Origin of the sequence: Achromobacter sp. GbtcB20, assembly GCF_019091095.1 — a bacterium.
GTDB classification, from domain to species: domain Bacteria; phylum Pseudomonadota; class Gammaproteobacteria; order Burkholderiales; family Burkholderiaceae_B; genus Achromobacter; species Achromobacter mucicolens.
Window position 1 is genome coordinate 1 of the sequence record NZ_JAGXJZ010000006.1, and the last position, 15603, is coordinate 15603.

Sequence of the window (15603 nt, forward strand, 5' to 3'; positions counted from 1 at the left end):
GCTAGGCTATAAAACCCCAGCCCAGGTCGAGGCCAATGTGTCCTAACCAAACTGTCCGAGAAATCCGGGTTAGCTCAAACCCTTGACTTGCAAGGTTTGTCTCAGCGTGTTGGGGACTTCGTCCAGTAGCACTGGAGCGCTCAATGCGATACTTCCGTCCAGCACTTCAAGCATTCGTGAATAGCGGGATCCGGGGAATCTCTCTGGGGCCAGCAGTCCCTTCTTCCCTAGAAGCCCAAGCGTAATCTGGCTGATCTGTTGCGAGGCAGCGTCGGGCGGAACGGATTTGAATAGTGCATCCAGTTCTTTCAAGGCCGCGCTCGCCACTTGCTCCAAACTCAGAGACGCTGTCTTCACGACCACGTCGCTATTGTCCTGGGAAGTCGTCTGCGAGACGGCTGGCGCGTTCACGTATTGGGCAATGGCAGGATGGCCGAGCATCGCGTAGTAAAACGCGCCAGTGGGTCCGTGTTCCAGCAACTGGTCGGCCAGAGCCTGGCTGCCTTTCTCATGGTAGGCAAGGGCGAGTACACAGCGCGCGATCGCGCCGCGCATGGCTCGAAAGCTGAAATCGTCCTCCAAGTCATAGAGGGCGAGCGAGGGCCCCCAGGAGCCCGCGCCCGCATAGTTCCACCATTTCCAAAGCGGCTCCGTCCGCTGGCTGATGGATTTCATTAGCCGGTCGCGCGCCGCGAGGTCATTCTTCAGAAACTCTTGCCGTGCGTCATCATCCAGAAACTTCCTGCGCTTGTCGCGCGCCGCATTGCCAGCCCGTTCGGCTTCGGCGGCCGCACGCAGTCGCGGGTAGCCCGTTGCCGATGTCCCTCGCGAGCCACGGACTGCCAAGTCGCCGTTGTAGCTGTCTTCATACGCCTTGCGGTAAAGCGGGTCCAGCAACGAGTCGGCCACTTTCGAAACCCAAAGTGCTCTTTGCGAATACGCGTTGTATTCGGCCCATTCGGTGATCGCTGGGGCGATCATTGCGCTCAGTTCGCTGAGCAAGCCGACTGGGTCATGAAGGACGACCGCGAACCGCGCGCTGCCGGGACCTTGCGCCATGCTCGTGTCGGCCGTTGTAGGCAAGAGGCTGCCGTGAGGGTATTCAGACCAGGGGAGGTTATTTCCGTCAAGTCCGACCGCTTGTTGCGAGGTGACGTCCTCCAACCGGATGGTATGTCTGACGGATGGCGCGATCTCGGGGTTGGTGTTTGCCTTGAAAGCGGTCAACCATGGCACAAGATTGACTTCCGTGGCCAGCACGCTTCGCAAGTTGTTCGTATTGCCAAGAAAGGCGGTGAGCTTGCGGGGACTTAACAACGTGTCGGCAAACCAGATCGAGACCCGTGCAGGTATGTGCTCGTTAGCTGGGATGTAGGGGAACGGCAGCAACTCGCCGACCAGTGCCGTGGCGCGAAACTTGGCGTCCAATTCAAGCCGTTGGAATTTAGCTGGACCGCGTTGGCCCCCATTGGTACTGCCGTCCGTGCTGCGATAGACGAAGCATAGAATCTGTTCCCGGTTGTCCGGGTCGTGGATGTAACGGTAGCCGTCGTCATCGCGGAGCCCGCGCAAAACGTACTGGGCACCGTCCAATGCAGGGAAGCCGTTTTCGAGATTGGGATGGTTGTAGGCGTATCCGCCCTTCTCGGCGGGAGCGACGGCGTAGCGGAGTGGAAAAAATGGGATGACTTTTGCACAGTTGCGCGTTGACTGGCAGGAGTCGCTTGTAGTGCTGGCGCTAAGCTCGCGCGGGGTCTTTGCAATGACAGCCAATCTAAAAGGTCCTTCGTCGATACGTGCGTGCGGCGCAGTGTGGGCCGCAGACACCGCGAGTGAATCCTTGGCTGCGCGATTGACCGAGGCTTGTATGTGCGTGGTCCGCCGGCTGCCAGGCTTTGGCGGCAAGTATCTGACGAAGGCAGCTTTTTCGACTTAGGAAATATTCGAAATTTGCAGGCGCGCGTGCGCCGGGCGTCGGCCAGTGAACGCCTTGAAAACCGTCAAGAGGAATCTTGCAGGCTGCTCAGGACTGAAGCGCGGATTGCAATGCTTGCCCCTATCCCCGACCACCCCGCCGCTCGATCGTCGACAGCATCTCCAGCAGCACGTCCATATCCACTGGCTTGACCAGATGCGCATCGAAGCCGGCTTCCATCGACTCCCTGCGGTCCTCTTCCTGGCCCCAGCCGCTCAGCGCAAGAATCGTTGCGCGCTCGCCCCAGTCGAGGGTTCGCATGTGGCGGCAGGCTTCGTGGCCTGTCATGCCGGGCATGCCGATGTCCATGAGGATCACTTGCGGATGGACCTGGTTGCCGAGGGCAATGGCTTCTTCGCCGTCGTAAGCGGCAGTGACGTCGTGGCCTTCCAGGGCAAGCACGGCGACCATTGATTCGACCGCGTCGCGGTTGTCGTCGACCACCAGCACCTTGCGCACGATGGGCGATAGCGCGCTGGCGGATGGCTCGGGTGCGGCTGCCTGGATGCCGGTGACAGGCAGCCGGACGACGAATGTGCTGCCCTTGCCTTGGCCTTCGCTATGGGCGCGCACCGTGCCGCCATGCATTTGCACCAGGCGCTTGACGAGCATGAGGCCAATGCCCAGGCCGCCCTGCGCGCGTTCGAGTGTCCGGTCGACTTGCGTGAACATCTCGAAGATCCGGTCGAGCTGGTCGGGTGGAATGCCCGTGCCGTTGTCGCGGACAGTGACGTCGACGCTGTCCTGGCCCGGGTCGACGAAGAGCTCGATGTCGCCGCCGGGGGGCGTGTATTTGGCCGCGTTCGAGAGCAGGTTGCCGAAGACTTGCGTCAGGCGCTCGGCGTCGCCCTGCAGCGTGATCTGCGCGTCGGGCTGCACCAGCCTCAGCCGGTGCCCGTGTTGTTCCAAGGCGGGGCGGCAAGCCTCGATGGCGTGCTGCAGGACCGAGTCCAGCGTGAGCGATGTGAGGCGAAGCTCGAGCTTGCCGCGGTTGATGCGGTTGACGTCGAGCAGGTCGTCGACCAGCCTGACCAGTTGGCGCAACTGGCGGTCCATGACTTCGCGGGCGCGTGCCGTCATGGCGGGATCGCGCTCGGCGCGCTTGAGCACTTCGAGCATGTTGCGCAGGGCGGCAAGCGGATTGCGCAACTCATGCGCCAGCACCGCCAGGAATTCGTCCTTGTGCCGCCGTTCACGCGCCAGTTCCGATTCCGCGATATGACGTTCGAGCAGTTCGGCGGCCTGCCGCGCGAGCAGATCGATGTAGCGCAGGGCCTCCGGGGTGGGGCCGCCGGGCCACGTGTAATGGTTGTTGAGCATGCCGAGCAGCTGGCCGCTGCGGCTGAGCAGCGGTGTGCATTGGATCGACCGGATGTTGTCCTCCATGACGATCTCGAGCCCCTCGGTGCCTTGCAGGTCTGTCAGCAGTTCCACGTCGGGCACAACCAGCCGTTCCAGGTTCTGGGCAGCCTCGGCGCAGCTTGCGACCCAGCCGTCTTCCGCGAAATGCTCCACCAGGCGTGCACTCAGGCCTTGGTGCACGGCAATGCGCAACGTGTTCTTGGCGGGGTCGTAGATCTGGATGTTGCCTTTCTCGGTGCCGGAAATGTCGGCCGCGGCGGCGAGGATTTTTTTCAGAAGCGGTTCGAATTCGCCGGGGCCGACGAGTTCGGCGCTCAGCGCCTGCAGTCTGGCCAGGGCGTGGACTTCATGCCGAAGATGCGCGGCCGCGCGGTCCCGTTCGACCACGATGCTGGCGGCCAACGCGCCGAACTCCGCGACACGCTGCTCCCAAGTGCTCAACGCAGCAGCCTGAGGCAGAAACAACAGAAACCAGCCGACGGGCGCACCATCGGCAGCCTGTGCGGGTTGGGCGTGGCAGGCCCGGATACCGTGTTGCGCGCAAAGGGATTGCCAAGGCGCCGCCCACATCGCCGCGTCCTCGATATCGAGGCAGCCCGTTGGCTGATCACACCGCGCGGCAAGGCCCGGCGCGAAGAGCGCCTGATCGATCGATTGTCCGCGCAGGCCCGCGGCGAATTCGGCAGGCAATTGCGAGGAGTATCCGTCGTCCACGGTGGCGCGGCCCGCGCCGGCCAGAATGACGCAGGCGCGCGCGTCGGGAAGCAAGCGGCCGACGGCATCGGTAAGCGCCTCCAGGCATGCCTTGGCCGGCGTGCCGGACGCCGATGAAAGCAGGATCTGGCGTTGCGCTTCATGCAGCGCAGTGTGGCTTGCGAATTCTGGCGGCGGGCAAGTCAAGCAAGTCTCCTTCCTGGTGCCCCCAACGCATCAGTCATCTGGCGGGAACGATGCATGGATGGAGGCGTTTGGCCTGTGTCGCCGCGGTGTGCACCTGACGACGGCTTTAAATATTTACATGGATCCCGCCCCGCGAATGTTGCAATTTGTCGGTCAGCCGTCACGGATCGTGGCGCAGTTGTCGAGTTCTTTCAGGCGTCGGCGGTGATCGGGGGCAATGGCAACAGCCGCTGCTGGATGTGGGCCATCGCCGTCTCCAGTTGCTCGACCAGCGCCTGCGCGGCCGGCGACAGCGTGCGGTCGCGGCGATGCAGCACGCCGATGTAGCGGCGCGCCGACGCGTCGCAGAGGGGCGTGCAGAGAAGGCCAGAGAGGTTCAGCTCTGGCAGCGCCAGCCGCGGCAGCACACTGACGCCGAGTCCCTGGCGCACCATGCCGGCCGCCGTGCCCATGTGCGTGACGTCGTAGCGCAGCGCGGTGGTCGGAGCCCCGACCTCATCGCGCACGGCGCGGTCGAATTGTTGGCGCGCATGGGACCCCTGCGAGAGCAGGATCAGGTCGTAGCGCAGCACGTCGCGCCAGTGCAGCATCCCTGGCGCCTCGCCCAGCGGGTGGCCTGCGGGAAAGACGGCGCAAAAGCAGTCCTCGCCCAAGGGGGTGAACGTCAGGTCGGACGCCGGCTCGGCCTGTGCGGCCACGGCGAACTCGATCTGGTTGGTGCGCAAGAGGGCGACCAGTTCGTCGTTGTGGGCCTCGACCACACGCACCTTCAGCGCCGGATGCGCCTGGCGCAGCGTGCCGGTGGCGGCGGGCAGAAGTGTCAGAGCGGCCGAGGGCAGGGCGCCCAACGCCACATTGCCGCGCCGCACGGCAGCCAGATCCGCCAGGCTGCGGTAGGCCTCCTCGAGGTCGGCGATGGGCCGCTGCACGCGGGCATAAAAGTCCTGCCCGGCCGAGGTCAGGCTGATGCTGCGCGTGGTGCGTTCGAACAACCGCAGGCCGAGCACTTCTTCAAGGTCCTGGATCAGGGCGGTGAACGAAGGTTGCGTCACGCCGAGGTGATTGGCCGCGTGGGTGAAGGAGCCGGTGTCCACCGCGAGCAAAAAGGCCTTGAGCGGCCGGTATTTGATATTGATAGCCATCGGCTAATAATAGTGAAGAAATATCTATTTGTGTCTAATAATTGACCGGACGATGATGACGTCTACCGAAGCCCTCCGGATTCATAGACGTTATGGACGCATCGAGCCACAAGCCCTTCCGGCTGGGCGCCAACTGGCGCCAGAGCCAAGACGGCGACGCCGTCATCACCTCCATCAACCCGGCCGACGGCAGCATCGCCGGCATCGTCACGCGCGCGCTGCCGCAGGACGTTGACACCGCTGTTGCCGTCGCCTGGGACGCTTATCAAAACAAGCCCTGGCGCAAGCTGCGTCCCGACCAGCGCGCCGCCACGCTGTACGAAATCGGGCGCCGCCTGTCCGCCGAGCGCGAGCCGTTGGCGCGCCTGCAGATGCTGGACAGCGGCAAGCCCTACAAGGAATGCCTGAACATGGTCGACAGCGCGGCCGGGCATTTCCGCTATTACGCCGCCGTGTGCGAGACGTGGCAGAACGAGATGACGTCGCCGCGCGGGGAATACTTCTCCATGGCCTTGGCCGAGCCCTTTGGCGTGATCGCGGCCATCACGCCCTGGAACTCGCCGATCATGAACGAAGCGCAGAAGGCCGCGCCCGCGCTGGCCGCGGGCAACGCGGTGCTGATCAAGCCGTCCGAGGAAACGCCGCAATTGGCGCTGGAACTGGCCCGCATCTGCGCCGAGGCGGGGCTGCCGGAAGGTCTGCTGACCGTCCTGCCCGGCCACGGCGAAGATGTGGGCGTGGCGCTGGTCAAGCATCCCGGCGTGCGCATGGTGTCGTTCACCGGGGGTACCGAAACCGGCCGCGCCATTGGCGGCATTGCGGGCCAGCGCCTGATTCCGGTCGGACTGGAACTGGGCGGCAAGTCACCGCATATCGTGTTTGACGATGCCGACCTGGATCGCGCGGTGGCAGGCGTGGTGTCGGGCATTTTCGGTTCGGCCGGCCAGAGCTGCGTGGCGGGGTCGCGTCTGTTCGTGCAGAAGTCCATATATGGGCGTTTCATGCAGGCGCTGGTGGAGCGCACGCGGCAGGTCCGCGTCGGCCTGCCCGACGATTCATCCACGCAGATGGGGCCGCTGGTCTCTCGCGCGCATCGGGACAAGGTGGCGGGCTATGTGGACATCGGCCGTGCCGAGGGTGGGAAAGTCCTGGTCGGCGGCGCGGCGCCCACGCAGGCCGAACTGGCCAACGGATGGTTCTACCTGCCGACCGTGATCGATGGGCTGGGCAACGGCGCCCGCGTGTGCCAGGAAGAAATCTTTGGACCGGTGCTGGTGGCGCTGCCGTTCGCGGACGAGGACGATGTGGTCCAGCAGGCCAACGACACCGCCTTCGGCCTGGCCGCGGGCATGTGGACCGGCGACTACGCCCGCGCCTGGCGCGTGGCGCGTGAGATCGAGGCCGGCTCCATCTGGATCAACACCTACAAGCAATCGCATATCGCGACCCCGTTCGGCGGCTTCAAGGCCAGCGGCATCGGGCGCGAGAAGGGCCTGCACGGCCTGCGCCTCTACAGCCAGGTCAAGAGCCTGTACTGGGGCATGCACGACAAACCGATGGGACTTTGAACAAACATGACGACTGAAAAGAAACAAGGCGCGGCGCTGTCCCTGGCCGACGCGCGCATCCTGATTGCCGGCGCGGCCAGCCTGGTGGGATCCCACACGGCCGACGCGCTGCTGGCGGCCGGCGTCAAGGAGGTCATTCTGCTGGATAACTTCGCGTTCGGCACGCCAGAGGCGATCGCGCATCTGCAGGACAACCCCCGCGTGAAAGTGGTGCGCGGCGACCTGATGCGCCTGCCCGATCTGCTGACCGCCACCGAGGGCGTGGACGGCGTGCTGCACCTTGCCGCCTACATGACGCTGGGTTTTGCCCAGACGCCCTGGCAGGCCGTGGACGTGAACATCCGGGGCGCGCAGAACATGCTGGAGGCCTGCCGCGCCAACAAGGTGAAGAAGATCGTCTTCGCGTCGTCCAATGCCGTGTATGGCTATGGCACCGGCATTGCTGGCGCGCTGGTCGAGAACGGCCCCTTCCATTCGGTGGGCGCGCCTCCCGCGGCCATCCTGTATGGCGCGTCCAAGATCATGGGCGAGCAGCTATGCCGCCAGTACTACCAGAAGGCCGGGCTGGACTACGTGGTGCTGCGCTACTCCACGGTCTACGGCGAACGGCAGCATTACCGCGCCGCCAATTCCCTGTACATCATGGAAACCTACGACCGCGTGCGCAAGGGCGAGCGGCCCGTGCTGCCGGGCGACGGCACGGACACCAAGCATTTCGTGCACGTCTCGGACGTGGCGCGCGCCAACGTGGCCGCCTTTGAAAGCGCCGCCACCGATGTCGCGGTGAATGTGTCGGGGCCGGCGCCCATCACCACCGGTGAACTGGTGCGGCTGGTGCTGGACTACTGCAAGAGCGACCTGCAGCCCGAAATCAAGCCGGATCCGCCCGGCACGGTGCGCCTGACGTCGGGCGGCGCCTTCCACATCCCGCATGACCTGGCCGGCCAGCATATCGGCTGGCAACCCCGGGTCGGCATGGCGGAGGGCGTGAACCGGCTGCTGGCCTGGCGCGAGGCGCAGGAGGCCGTGCAGACGCCGTAAGGAGGAATGCGCTCACGGCGCCATAGAGCGCCGGGGCGGGCAGTACGTACTTCAGTAGTCACGATAACGACATCCACAGGAGACAGGACAATGAAGTTGCGACATTGCATTGCGGGCGTGGCGATCGGCATGGGGCTGGCGCTGGGTGGGGCCGCGGCGCAGGCAGCGGGCTACCCCGACAAGCCCGTGACGCTGGTGGTGCCGTATCCCGCCGGCGGCGCCACGGACGTCATCGCGCGCCTGATCGCGGAGAAGCTGCCGGCCGCATGGGGGCAGCAGGTCATCGTCAACAACCGGCCAGGCGCGGGCACCACGGTGGCCGCCGAGCAGGTGGCGCGTTCGCCCGGCGACGGCTACACGCTCTACATGACGACGGCCGCCCACACCATCAGCGCCAGCCTGTACAAGAAGCTCAACTACGATCCCTTGAAGGATTTCGCGCCGCTGACGCTCACGTCCACGATTCCGCTGGTGCTCGTGACCTCGCCCTCGCTGCCGGTCAAGACCCTGGACGATCTGATCAAGTACGGCAAGGCCGCGCCGCAGGGGTTGAGCCTGGCGTCCACCGGCAACGGCACGCCGCAGCACCTGACGGGCGAACTGTTCAAGGCCAGGACGGGCATCAAGCTGGTCCATGTGCCGTACCGCGGCGATGCGCCGATGCTGACCGACCTGATAGGCGGACAGGTGCAGATGGCCTTCGTCACGTTGTCGGCCGCGTTGCCCCATATCCAGTCGGGCAAGCTCAATGCCATCGCGTTGGCGCATCCGCGCCGTGTCGAGGCCATCGCGCAGGTCCCGACGATGGCCGAGGCGGGCATGAAGAACTTCGAAGCCGCGACCTGGTTTGGCCTTTTCGCGCCGGCCAGCATGCCGGACGCCCTGCGCGAGAAGATCTACCAGGATGTCGCCCGCGTCGTGGCCACGCCTGAAATGACCAAGCGGCTGCAGGAGATGGGCGGCGATGTGAACAACAGCTCGCCCCAGCAATTCCAGGCCTTCATCAACGACGAGGCGAAGCGGTGGGCCGAGGGCGTCAAGCTCTCCGGCGCACAGATCGACTGAGCGGCTGCACGGTCGATACCGACGGGAGAACCTACTGAATGAGCGACAACGATCAAGAACTGCTGGCGCGCTGCGCCGCCATCGGCACCAGCACCTGGGCCGATGCGATGGATACGCTGGGCATTGCCGGCGTGGTGCAGGGCATTGAGCGCCGGGGCGGGCAAGGCCGCATCGCTGGCTTTGCGGTCACCGCGCGCCACGTCTGGGGCGGCCTGGGAGACTTCGACCGCGCCGATTTCGCGGTGGGACGCCTGGTGGCCGCCACAGGTCCCGGGCGCGTGCTGATGGTGGACGCCGGGGGGACCTGCATTTCCACTTTCGGCGGCATTGCCTCGTTGGCCGCCTCGCGGCGCCAGGCAACCGCTGTCGTCATCGATGGCGCCTGCCGCGACGTCGATGAAATCCGTGCGACGGGACTGTGGCTGGCGAGCCGCCATGTCACCCCGTTGACCGGAAAGACACGCCTGCGCCTGCAGGCCATGGGCAATCCCGTCACCATCGGCGGCGTGCAGGTCGCCGAGGGCGATCTCGTCGTTGGCGACGACACCGGGCTCGTCGTCGTGCCGCGCGCGCGGTTGCAGGATGTGCTGGCGGCGGCAAAGCACGCGCTGGAGGTGGATGAGCGGGTGGAGCGCGGCATTCGGGACGGCCTGTCATTTGCTGAGGCCGCCGCCGCGGCCAACTACATTCCCGCCAGCGCCGGAGGCCGTGCGTGACTGCCCGCTACGAGGTGGTGCAGGTCACATCGCTGGGCGCCGCGTTCGATGCGCGTCTGGCCGCCCATTATCGTGTCCTGCAGGCCTGGCGGGAGCCGCTGGGTCTGGCGGCATTTGGCGACGAATTGGCGGGGCCGCGGGTCGCGGTGACCTCTGTCCGGCATGGATTCACGCAGCCGATGTTCGACGCGTTGCCGAATCTGCAGGCCGTGTGCAGCTGGGGGGTGGGTTACGACACCCTGGACCTGCGCGCCGCTGCCCACCGGCGCATCGGGATCAGCGTGACCCCCGACGTGCTGGACGACTGCGTCGCCGATCTGGCGTGGGCGCTGATGCTTTCGGCGGCCCGGCGTACCGCCGTGGGCGACCGCTACGTGAAGACGGGCCAGTGGCGCGCCATCGGGCAATTTCCGGTTGCGACCCGCGTATCGGGCAAGCGGCTCGGCATCCTGGGACTTGGCCGCATCGGTGAGGCGATCGCCCGCCGGGGCGCGGGCTTCGACATGCAGGTGCGCTATCACAATCGAAGCCCCAGGCCGCAGTCGCCATATCCCTATGAAGCAACATTAGTGGACTTGGCCGCGTGGGCCGACTTTCTGGTGGTGGCCTGCGTGGGCGGGGCCGCCACGCGGCATCTGGTCGATGCGCCCATCATTCGCGCGCTGGGCCCGCGGGGGATTCTGGTCAACATCGCGCGCGGCAGCGTCGTGGACCAGGCGGCGGCGCTGGCGGCGTTGCGCTCGGGCGAACTGGGCGGCGCCGGCCTGGATGTGCTGGAGCAGGAGCCCACCGATGCCGCCGATTTTGCCGATCTGGACCAGGTTTCCCTTATGCCGCATGCGGGCAGCGCCACGCACGAGACGCGGGCCGCGATGGCGGATCTGGTTTTCGATAATGTCGCAGCGTTTCTGCGCAGCGGCGCGCTGCTCACGCCGATCGCCGACCGGGAGATGCAGGCATGACCCCGGCTGCGCTGCGGGCGGCGTTGACGGCCTGCCTGGGCGAGGCGAACGTGCTGACGGGCGCGGATGCCCAGCCCTATTTGACCGATTGGCGCCAGGCCGTGACGGGCCGGGCCATGGCGGTGTTGCGGCCAGGCGATACCGGCGAAGTCGCGCAAGTCGTGCGTCTGTGCGCGGCAGCCGGGGTCCCGATCGTCCCGCAAGGCGGCAACACCGGACAGGTGGCAGCCGCCACGCCGGACGTCAGCGGTTCTGCCGTGGTGCTGTCGCTGGCGCGCATGAACCGGGTGCGCGCTCTGGATCTGGAAAACGACACCATCACGGTCGAAGCGGGTTGTGTGCTGCAGTCGGTGCAGGCGTCTGCGCGCCAGGCGGGCCGGCTCTTCCCGCTATCGCTGGGGGCGCAAGGAAGCTGCACCCTTGGCGGCAATCTGGCCACCAATGCGGGCGGCACGCAGGTGCTGCGTTACGGGAACGCGCGCGAGCTTGCGCTGGGACTGGAAGTCGTCACCCCGCAGGGCGAGATCTGGCATGGCCTGCGCGGCCTTCGCAAGGACAACATGGGCTACGACTTGCGCGATCTGTACATCGGCAGCGAGGGCACGCTGGGCATCATCACCGCGGCGGTGCTCAAGGTGTTTCCGTTGCCGGTCGCGCAGCGAACCGCGCTGATCGCGGTCGCCAGCCTTGAGCAGGCCCTGCAACTGCTGCAACGCGCCCGCGCGGGCTTTGGCGCCGGACTGACCGCATTTGAAGTGATGTCGGCGGCGTGCCTGCGTGACGTGGTCCAGGCTTTCCCGCAGCAGCGCCTGCCATTTGCCGATCTGCCGGCGGACGCATGGTGCGCGCTGCTTGAGCTATCGGACAGCGAGGACGAAATGCACGCGCAAACGCGGCTGGAGGCCGTGCTGGCGGCCGCGCTGGAGGCCGGCGAGGCGCTGGATGCGGCAGTGTCGGTGTCCGGCGCGCAAAGCGCCGCATTCTGGCACCTGCGCGAGAGCATCACGCTGGCGCTGGCCAAGGCCAGCGCGTGTGTCAAACATGACATCTCGCTGCCCGCCTCACGCATCCCTGCCTTCGTGCGGGCGACCGACCATGCCTTGGCCACGGCGTTTCCCGGCGTGCGCATGCGCGTGTTCGGCCATCTGGGGGACGGCAATCTGCATTACAACCTGCTGCCGCCGCAGGGCGTGCCGGAATCGGCGATCCAGCGGCTCGTCCACGACCGCGTGCACGAGGCCGGCGGGTCTATCAGCGCCGAGCAGGGGATCGGCCAACGCCGGGTGCTCGACCTGGAGCGATACAAGAGTCCCGTGGAACTGGACCTGATGCGACGCATCAAGCATGCCCTGGACCCGCAAGGGCTGATGAATCCCGGCAAGGTGCTGTCCGCCTCGGCAGATCGCGCCTTGGCGTAGCGCGCCACGACGGCGCGCACCATTTCAATGACGGCCTTCCGGCCCAATGACATAACAACTGGAGACAAGAAAATGTTGCTGATGAGCAAGACCCTCGCGCGCGCCGCGCTGTCCGTTGCCGGCCTTTGCGCCGCTTTGCCGGCATGGGCCTGGCCCGACCGGCCCATCGAACTGGTGGTCGGGTTTGCACCCGGCGGCGGCACCGACCTGACGGCCCGTGCCTTGGCCGTCTTCCTGGAAAAGGAATTGGGCACGACCGTTGTCGTCCAGAACAAGCCGGGCGCGTCCAGCGCGATCGCCCTGTCCTACGTGGCGCGCGCCAAGCCGGACGGCTACACGCTGGCGATGACGAACATGCCGGGGCTGGTGTCGCTGCCGATCGAGCGTCAGGCGGGCTTCACCGGCGATGACTTCACGTACCTGGCCAACCTGGTCCGCGACCCCAGCGCGTTCAGCGTGGCCAGCGACAGCCCGTACAAGACCTTGCAGGCGTTGATCGCCGCCGCCAAGGAACGGCCGGATGCGGTGAGTTATGGCTCGACGGGCGTGGGCACCGACGATCATCTGGCGCTGGTGTTGTTCCAGGCGCAGACGGGCACCAAGCTCAATCACGTTCCGTACAACGGCGCGGGACCGTTGCGCAGCTCGGTGCTGGGGGGGCATACCGTCATTGGCGGCCTGAATCTGGGCGAGGTCATGCCCTACAACGGCAAGAATATGCGGGTGTTGGCGCAGGCCAGCGAAAAGCGGTCGCCGCTGGGCCCGGATGTGCCCACCTTCAAGGAATTGGGCGTGAACCTGGTGTTTGCCTCGGAACGCGGCATCGTCGGACCCAAGGGCCTGCCCGCCGACGTGTCGGAAAAACTGCGGCAGGCGCTGGGCAAGGTGGCGGCCAATCCGGCGTTCCAGACCCAGATGAAGCAGCAGTTCACGGAAATGGACTACGTGGACGGGCCGCAGTGGCAGGAGCGCCTGAAGGGCGACGATGCGCGCCTGCGGCAGATCTGGGCCCAGACGCCCTGGGTGGAGTAGCCTGCGCGATTACGCCAGCGGCAAGGTCAGCACGCCTTGCGGGGCCGGGCGCATCATGACCCGCCGGTACCACGCCGATAGCGCGGGCGTATCGGGCCGCTCAATCGGCATGGCGAGCCATCGATGGGCGGCCGCGACCAGCGCGATGTCGCCCATCGTGAGATGACGGCCCACGATGAACTCGCGGCCTTGCAGGGCCTGGTCCAGGATCAGGGCGCGCGCGTTCGAGCGCTGGACGGATTTCTCGATGGCGGCCTTGTCGCGCTTGTCTTCGGGCGTGCGGATCAGGCCCAGAAATGCCGGCCCCATGGCCGGCTGCCATTCGGTCGCCTGCCAGTCCATCCAGCGGTCCGCGTCGGCGCGCAGGCAGACATCCTCGGGCCACAGCGTGCCCACGCCATAGCGTGCCGCCAGGTAGCGCACGATGGCATTGGATTCCCAAAGAATGAAGCCGCCGTCGTCGATGACCGGCACCAGGCGGTTGGGATTGAGCTTTGCCGCGTAATCGTCGGTGTCGACCACGCCGTAGGGGCCGCCAGCCTGGACAAAGGTGTGCGGCAGCGCCAGCTCGCGTACGGCCAGCATTACTTTTTGAACGTTGACGGATGTCAGGCGTCCCCAGATCTTCAACATAGCCAATCCTTTCAAGGGTCAGGCCGGCGGCAGGTGCCGCCGCGCAAAGCCGCTGTCGCGCCCGAAGCGCGTCCAGTCGAATGCCGGCCCGGGGTCGGTCTTGCGCCCCGGGGCGATATGTTCGTGTCCCTGGGCGGCCACCAGGGGATAGCGCGAACGCAGCGTGTGGGTCAGCTTGCGCAGCGACGCGTACTGCTCGTCAGTGTAGGGCAGCGTATCCGTGCCTTCCAGTTCGATGCCGAGGGAAAAATCGTTGCAGCGCTCGCGTCCCGCAAAGCGCGACACGCCGGCGTGCCAGGCGCGCCGGTCCGTGGAGACGAATTGCATGATGCCGCCGTCGCGGCGAATGAAAAAGTGCGCGGATACGCGCAGCCCGCGCAGGCGTTCCAGCCAGGGATGCGAGCCGTAGTCGAGCGTGTTCAGGAACAGGCCCGCGACTTCGGGGCCGCCGAATTTGCCCGGCGGCAGGCTGATGTTGTGCAGGACCAGCAGCGAGACCTGCGCGCCCGCGGGGCGCGTGTCGCAGTTGGGCGAGCGCAAGAGGGAAACGCCCGGCGCCGGCGCCAGCCAGCCATGTCGATCCAGGAGCAAAGGCATAGGGAGGGAGCGAGTGAGGATTCCGGCGCCCATTATGCCGTGGGCCCGCCGATTGCCCTATCCGGCCACTTGGCCCGCCCAGAGGAATGGGGATCAGCGCTTGGCCGGGCCCAGGCGCGCGTGGTCGGCGCTGCACCAGGTCTGGCCGTTCTGCAGCAAGGCCTCGGAGCGGGGCAGATGGATGCCGCAATGGGCGCAGCGCACCATGGACTCCAGGGCGGGCGGGGCTGCGTCGGCCTGCGCCTTTTTCTTCGGGCCGGCCTGCCGCTGCGCGGCCATGCGGCCGGCGACGCGGGCAACAAACAGGACCAGGATGATCAGAACGATCCAGAAAAGCAACTTGCCCACGTCAGCCTCGATGCAGAATCATTTCCAGCACGAACCGGCTGCCGGTATAGGCCAGAATCAAAAACCCGAAACCCGTCAGGGTCCAGCGCAGGGCGACGCGGCCGCGCCAGCCCCAGATGTGCCGTCCGGCCAGCAAGACCCCGAAGGTCAGCCAGGACAGCAGCGTGAAAACGGTCTTGTGGTCGAACGGGAGGATCTTGCCGGTCAGCTTCATGGAGGCGATCGAGCCCGAGCCCACCGCCAGCGTCAGTACGACGAACCCGATCCAGATGATGCGGAAAAGCAGTTGCTCCTGCACCAGCAGCGGCGGTTGGGAATCGAGCACGCGCCCGATGATGCTGCGTTCGGCCGGCGCGTCCAGGGGCCGGTGCAGGTGGCGGTCCAGGAGAGCCATCATCATGGCGTGCAGGGCCGCGATGGTGATGAGCCCGTAGGCCGCCAGGGCGATCAGGAGGTGCACGCGCAGCCAGGCGTCGTTGGCATGCGGCACGAATTGCCCTTGCGGGAAGATGGCGGCAAGCCCGCTGGCGATGGCGGCGGCGGGCAGCAGCAGCAACTGCAGGCCGTCGATGCGCACGAGCAGGCTTTCCACCCAGAACACCACCATGCCCAGCCAGACGGCGGCTGACAGGGCGAGTGCCCATCCGATGAACAGATGCTGGGCGCCCAGCATCGATTGTTGCAGCCCGATTCCATGGAGAACCAGGGCGCCCAGCAGGCACAGACGGGCAATTTTGCCGGTCTGTTCCACTTCCTTGGCGCCGGCCAGGCGGATCCAGAGCGACCCCCCGAGCACTGCGTACGCCAAGGCAGCCGCTGTGTGAAATACAATGCCTAGTGACAT

Annotated in this window: 14 protein-coding genes; 7 read left to right on the plus strand and 7 right to left on the minus strand. The window is 66.1% G+C overall.

Annotation, left to right across the window (positions count from 1 at the left end; translation table 11 throughout):
- Positions 1 to 69: 69 nt before the first annotated feature.
- The 3 genes from KVT32_RS10470 to KVT32_RS10480 form a co-directional block, all read right to left on the minus strand.
- Positions 70 to 1773, minus strand: a complete 1704-nt coding sequence (locus KVT32_RS10470) for a toxin VasX (protein ID WP_217618152.1) — start codon at positions 1771 to 1773, stop codon at positions 70 to 72.
- Between the two features lie 283 nt (positions 1774 to 2056).
- Positions 2057 to 4237 carry an ATP-binding protein gene (locus KVT32_RS10475; RefSeq protein WP_152382707.1) on the minus strand — a complete coding sequence of 727 codons (2181 nt, stop codon included), beginning with the start codon at positions 4235 to 4237 and terminating at the stop codon, positions 2057 to 2059.
- Between the two features lie 191 nt (positions 4238 to 4428).
- Positions 4429 to 5379, minus strand: a complete 951-nt coding sequence (locus KVT32_RS10480) for a LysR family transcriptional regulator (RefSeq protein ID WP_056324879.1) — start codon at positions 5377 to 5379, stop codon at positions 4429 to 4431.
- Positions 5380 to 5471: 92 nt separating this feature from the next.
- On the opposite strand from KVT32_RS10480, the gene KVT32_RS10485 reads away from it, so the two are divergent.
- The 7 genes from KVT32_RS10485 to KVT32_RS10515 all read left to right on the plus strand — a co-directional run bounded on the left by KVT32_RS10485 (position 5472) and on the right by KVT32_RS10515 (position 13181).
- Positions 5472 to 6947, plus strand: a complete 1476-nt coding sequence (locus KVT32_RS10485) for an aldehyde dehydrogenase (protein WP_152382706.1) — start codon at positions 5472 to 5474, stop codon at positions 6945 to 6947.
- A gap of 6 nt (positions 6948 to 6953) precedes the next feature.
- Positions 6954 to 7988, plus strand: a complete 1035-nt coding sequence (locus tag KVT32_RS10490; RefSeq protein ID WP_128829331.1) for an NAD(P)-dependent oxidoreductase — start codon at positions 6954 to 6956, stop codon at positions 7986 to 7988.
- A 90-nt stretch (positions 7989 to 8078) separates the two neighbouring features.
- Positions 8079 to 9053, plus strand: coding sequence for a tripartite tricarboxylate transporter substrate binding protein (locus tag KVT32_RS10495; protein ID WP_152382705.1), 975 nt, complete (start codon positions 8079 to 8081; stop codon positions 9051 to 9053).
- A 38-nt stretch (positions 9054 to 9091) separates the two neighbouring features.
- Positions 9092 to 9769: an RraA family protein gene (locus KVT32_RS10500; RefSeq protein ID WP_217618153.1), complete on the plus strand. Its 678-nt coding sequence runs from the start codon at positions 9092 to 9094 to the stop codon at positions 9767 to 9769.
- Complete coding sequence (locus KVT32_RS10505) at positions 9766 to 10731, plus strand: 2-hydroxyacid dehydrogenase (RefSeq protein WP_217618154.1); 966 nt, start codon at positions 9766 to 9768, stop codon at positions 10729 to 10731. The genes KVT32_RS10500 and KVT32_RS10505 overlap by 4 nt, the downstream gene beginning before the upstream one ends.
- Positions 10728 to 12149, plus strand: a complete 1422-nt coding sequence (locus KVT32_RS10510) for an FAD-binding oxidoreductase (protein WP_217618155.1) — start codon at positions 10728 to 10730, stop codon at positions 12147 to 12149. Before KVT32_RS10505 ends, KVT32_RS10510 begins: the two co-directional genes overlap by 4 nt.
- 81 nt (positions 12150 to 12230) lie before the next feature.
- Positions 12231 to 13181, plus strand: a complete 951-nt coding sequence (locus tag KVT32_RS10515; RefSeq protein ID WP_223573203.1) for a tripartite tricarboxylate transporter substrate binding protein — start codon at positions 12231 to 12233, stop codon at positions 13179 to 13181.
- 9 nt (positions 13182 to 13190) lie between these two features.
- Here KVT32_RS10515 and KVT32_RS10520 read toward each other — a convergent pair whose 3' ends face one another.
- The 4 genes from KVT32_RS10520 to KVT32_RS10535 form a co-directional block, all read right to left on the minus strand.
- The gene (locus KVT32_RS10520) at positions 13191 to 13814 is read right to left on the minus strand and encodes a glutathione S-transferase family protein (RefSeq protein ID WP_152382700.1); all 624 of its coding nucleotides are present in this window, start codon (positions 13812 to 13814) and stop codon (positions 13191 to 13193) included.
- 18 nt (positions 13815 to 13832) lie between these two features.
- Positions 13833 to 14411 carry a 1,6-anhydro-N-acetylmuramyl-L-alanine amidase AmpD gene (gene ampD, locus KVT32_RS10525; protein ID WP_056324903.1) on the minus strand — a complete coding sequence of 193 codons (579 nt, stop codon included), beginning with the start codon at positions 14409 to 14411 and terminating at the stop codon, positions 13833 to 13835.
- Positions 14412 to 14504: 93 nt separating this feature from the next.
- A complete protein-coding gene (locus KVT32_RS10530; RefSeq protein ID WP_063954633.1) occupies positions 14505 to 14759 on the minus strand; it encodes a PP0621 family protein in 255 nt (84 codons plus the stop codon).
- Between the two features lies 1 nt (position 14760).
- The gene (locus tag KVT32_RS10535) at positions 14761 to 15603 is read right to left on the minus strand and encodes an inner membrane protein YpjD (protein WP_062839871.1); all 843 of its coding nucleotides are present in this window, start codon (positions 15601 to 15603) and stop codon (positions 14761 to 14763) included.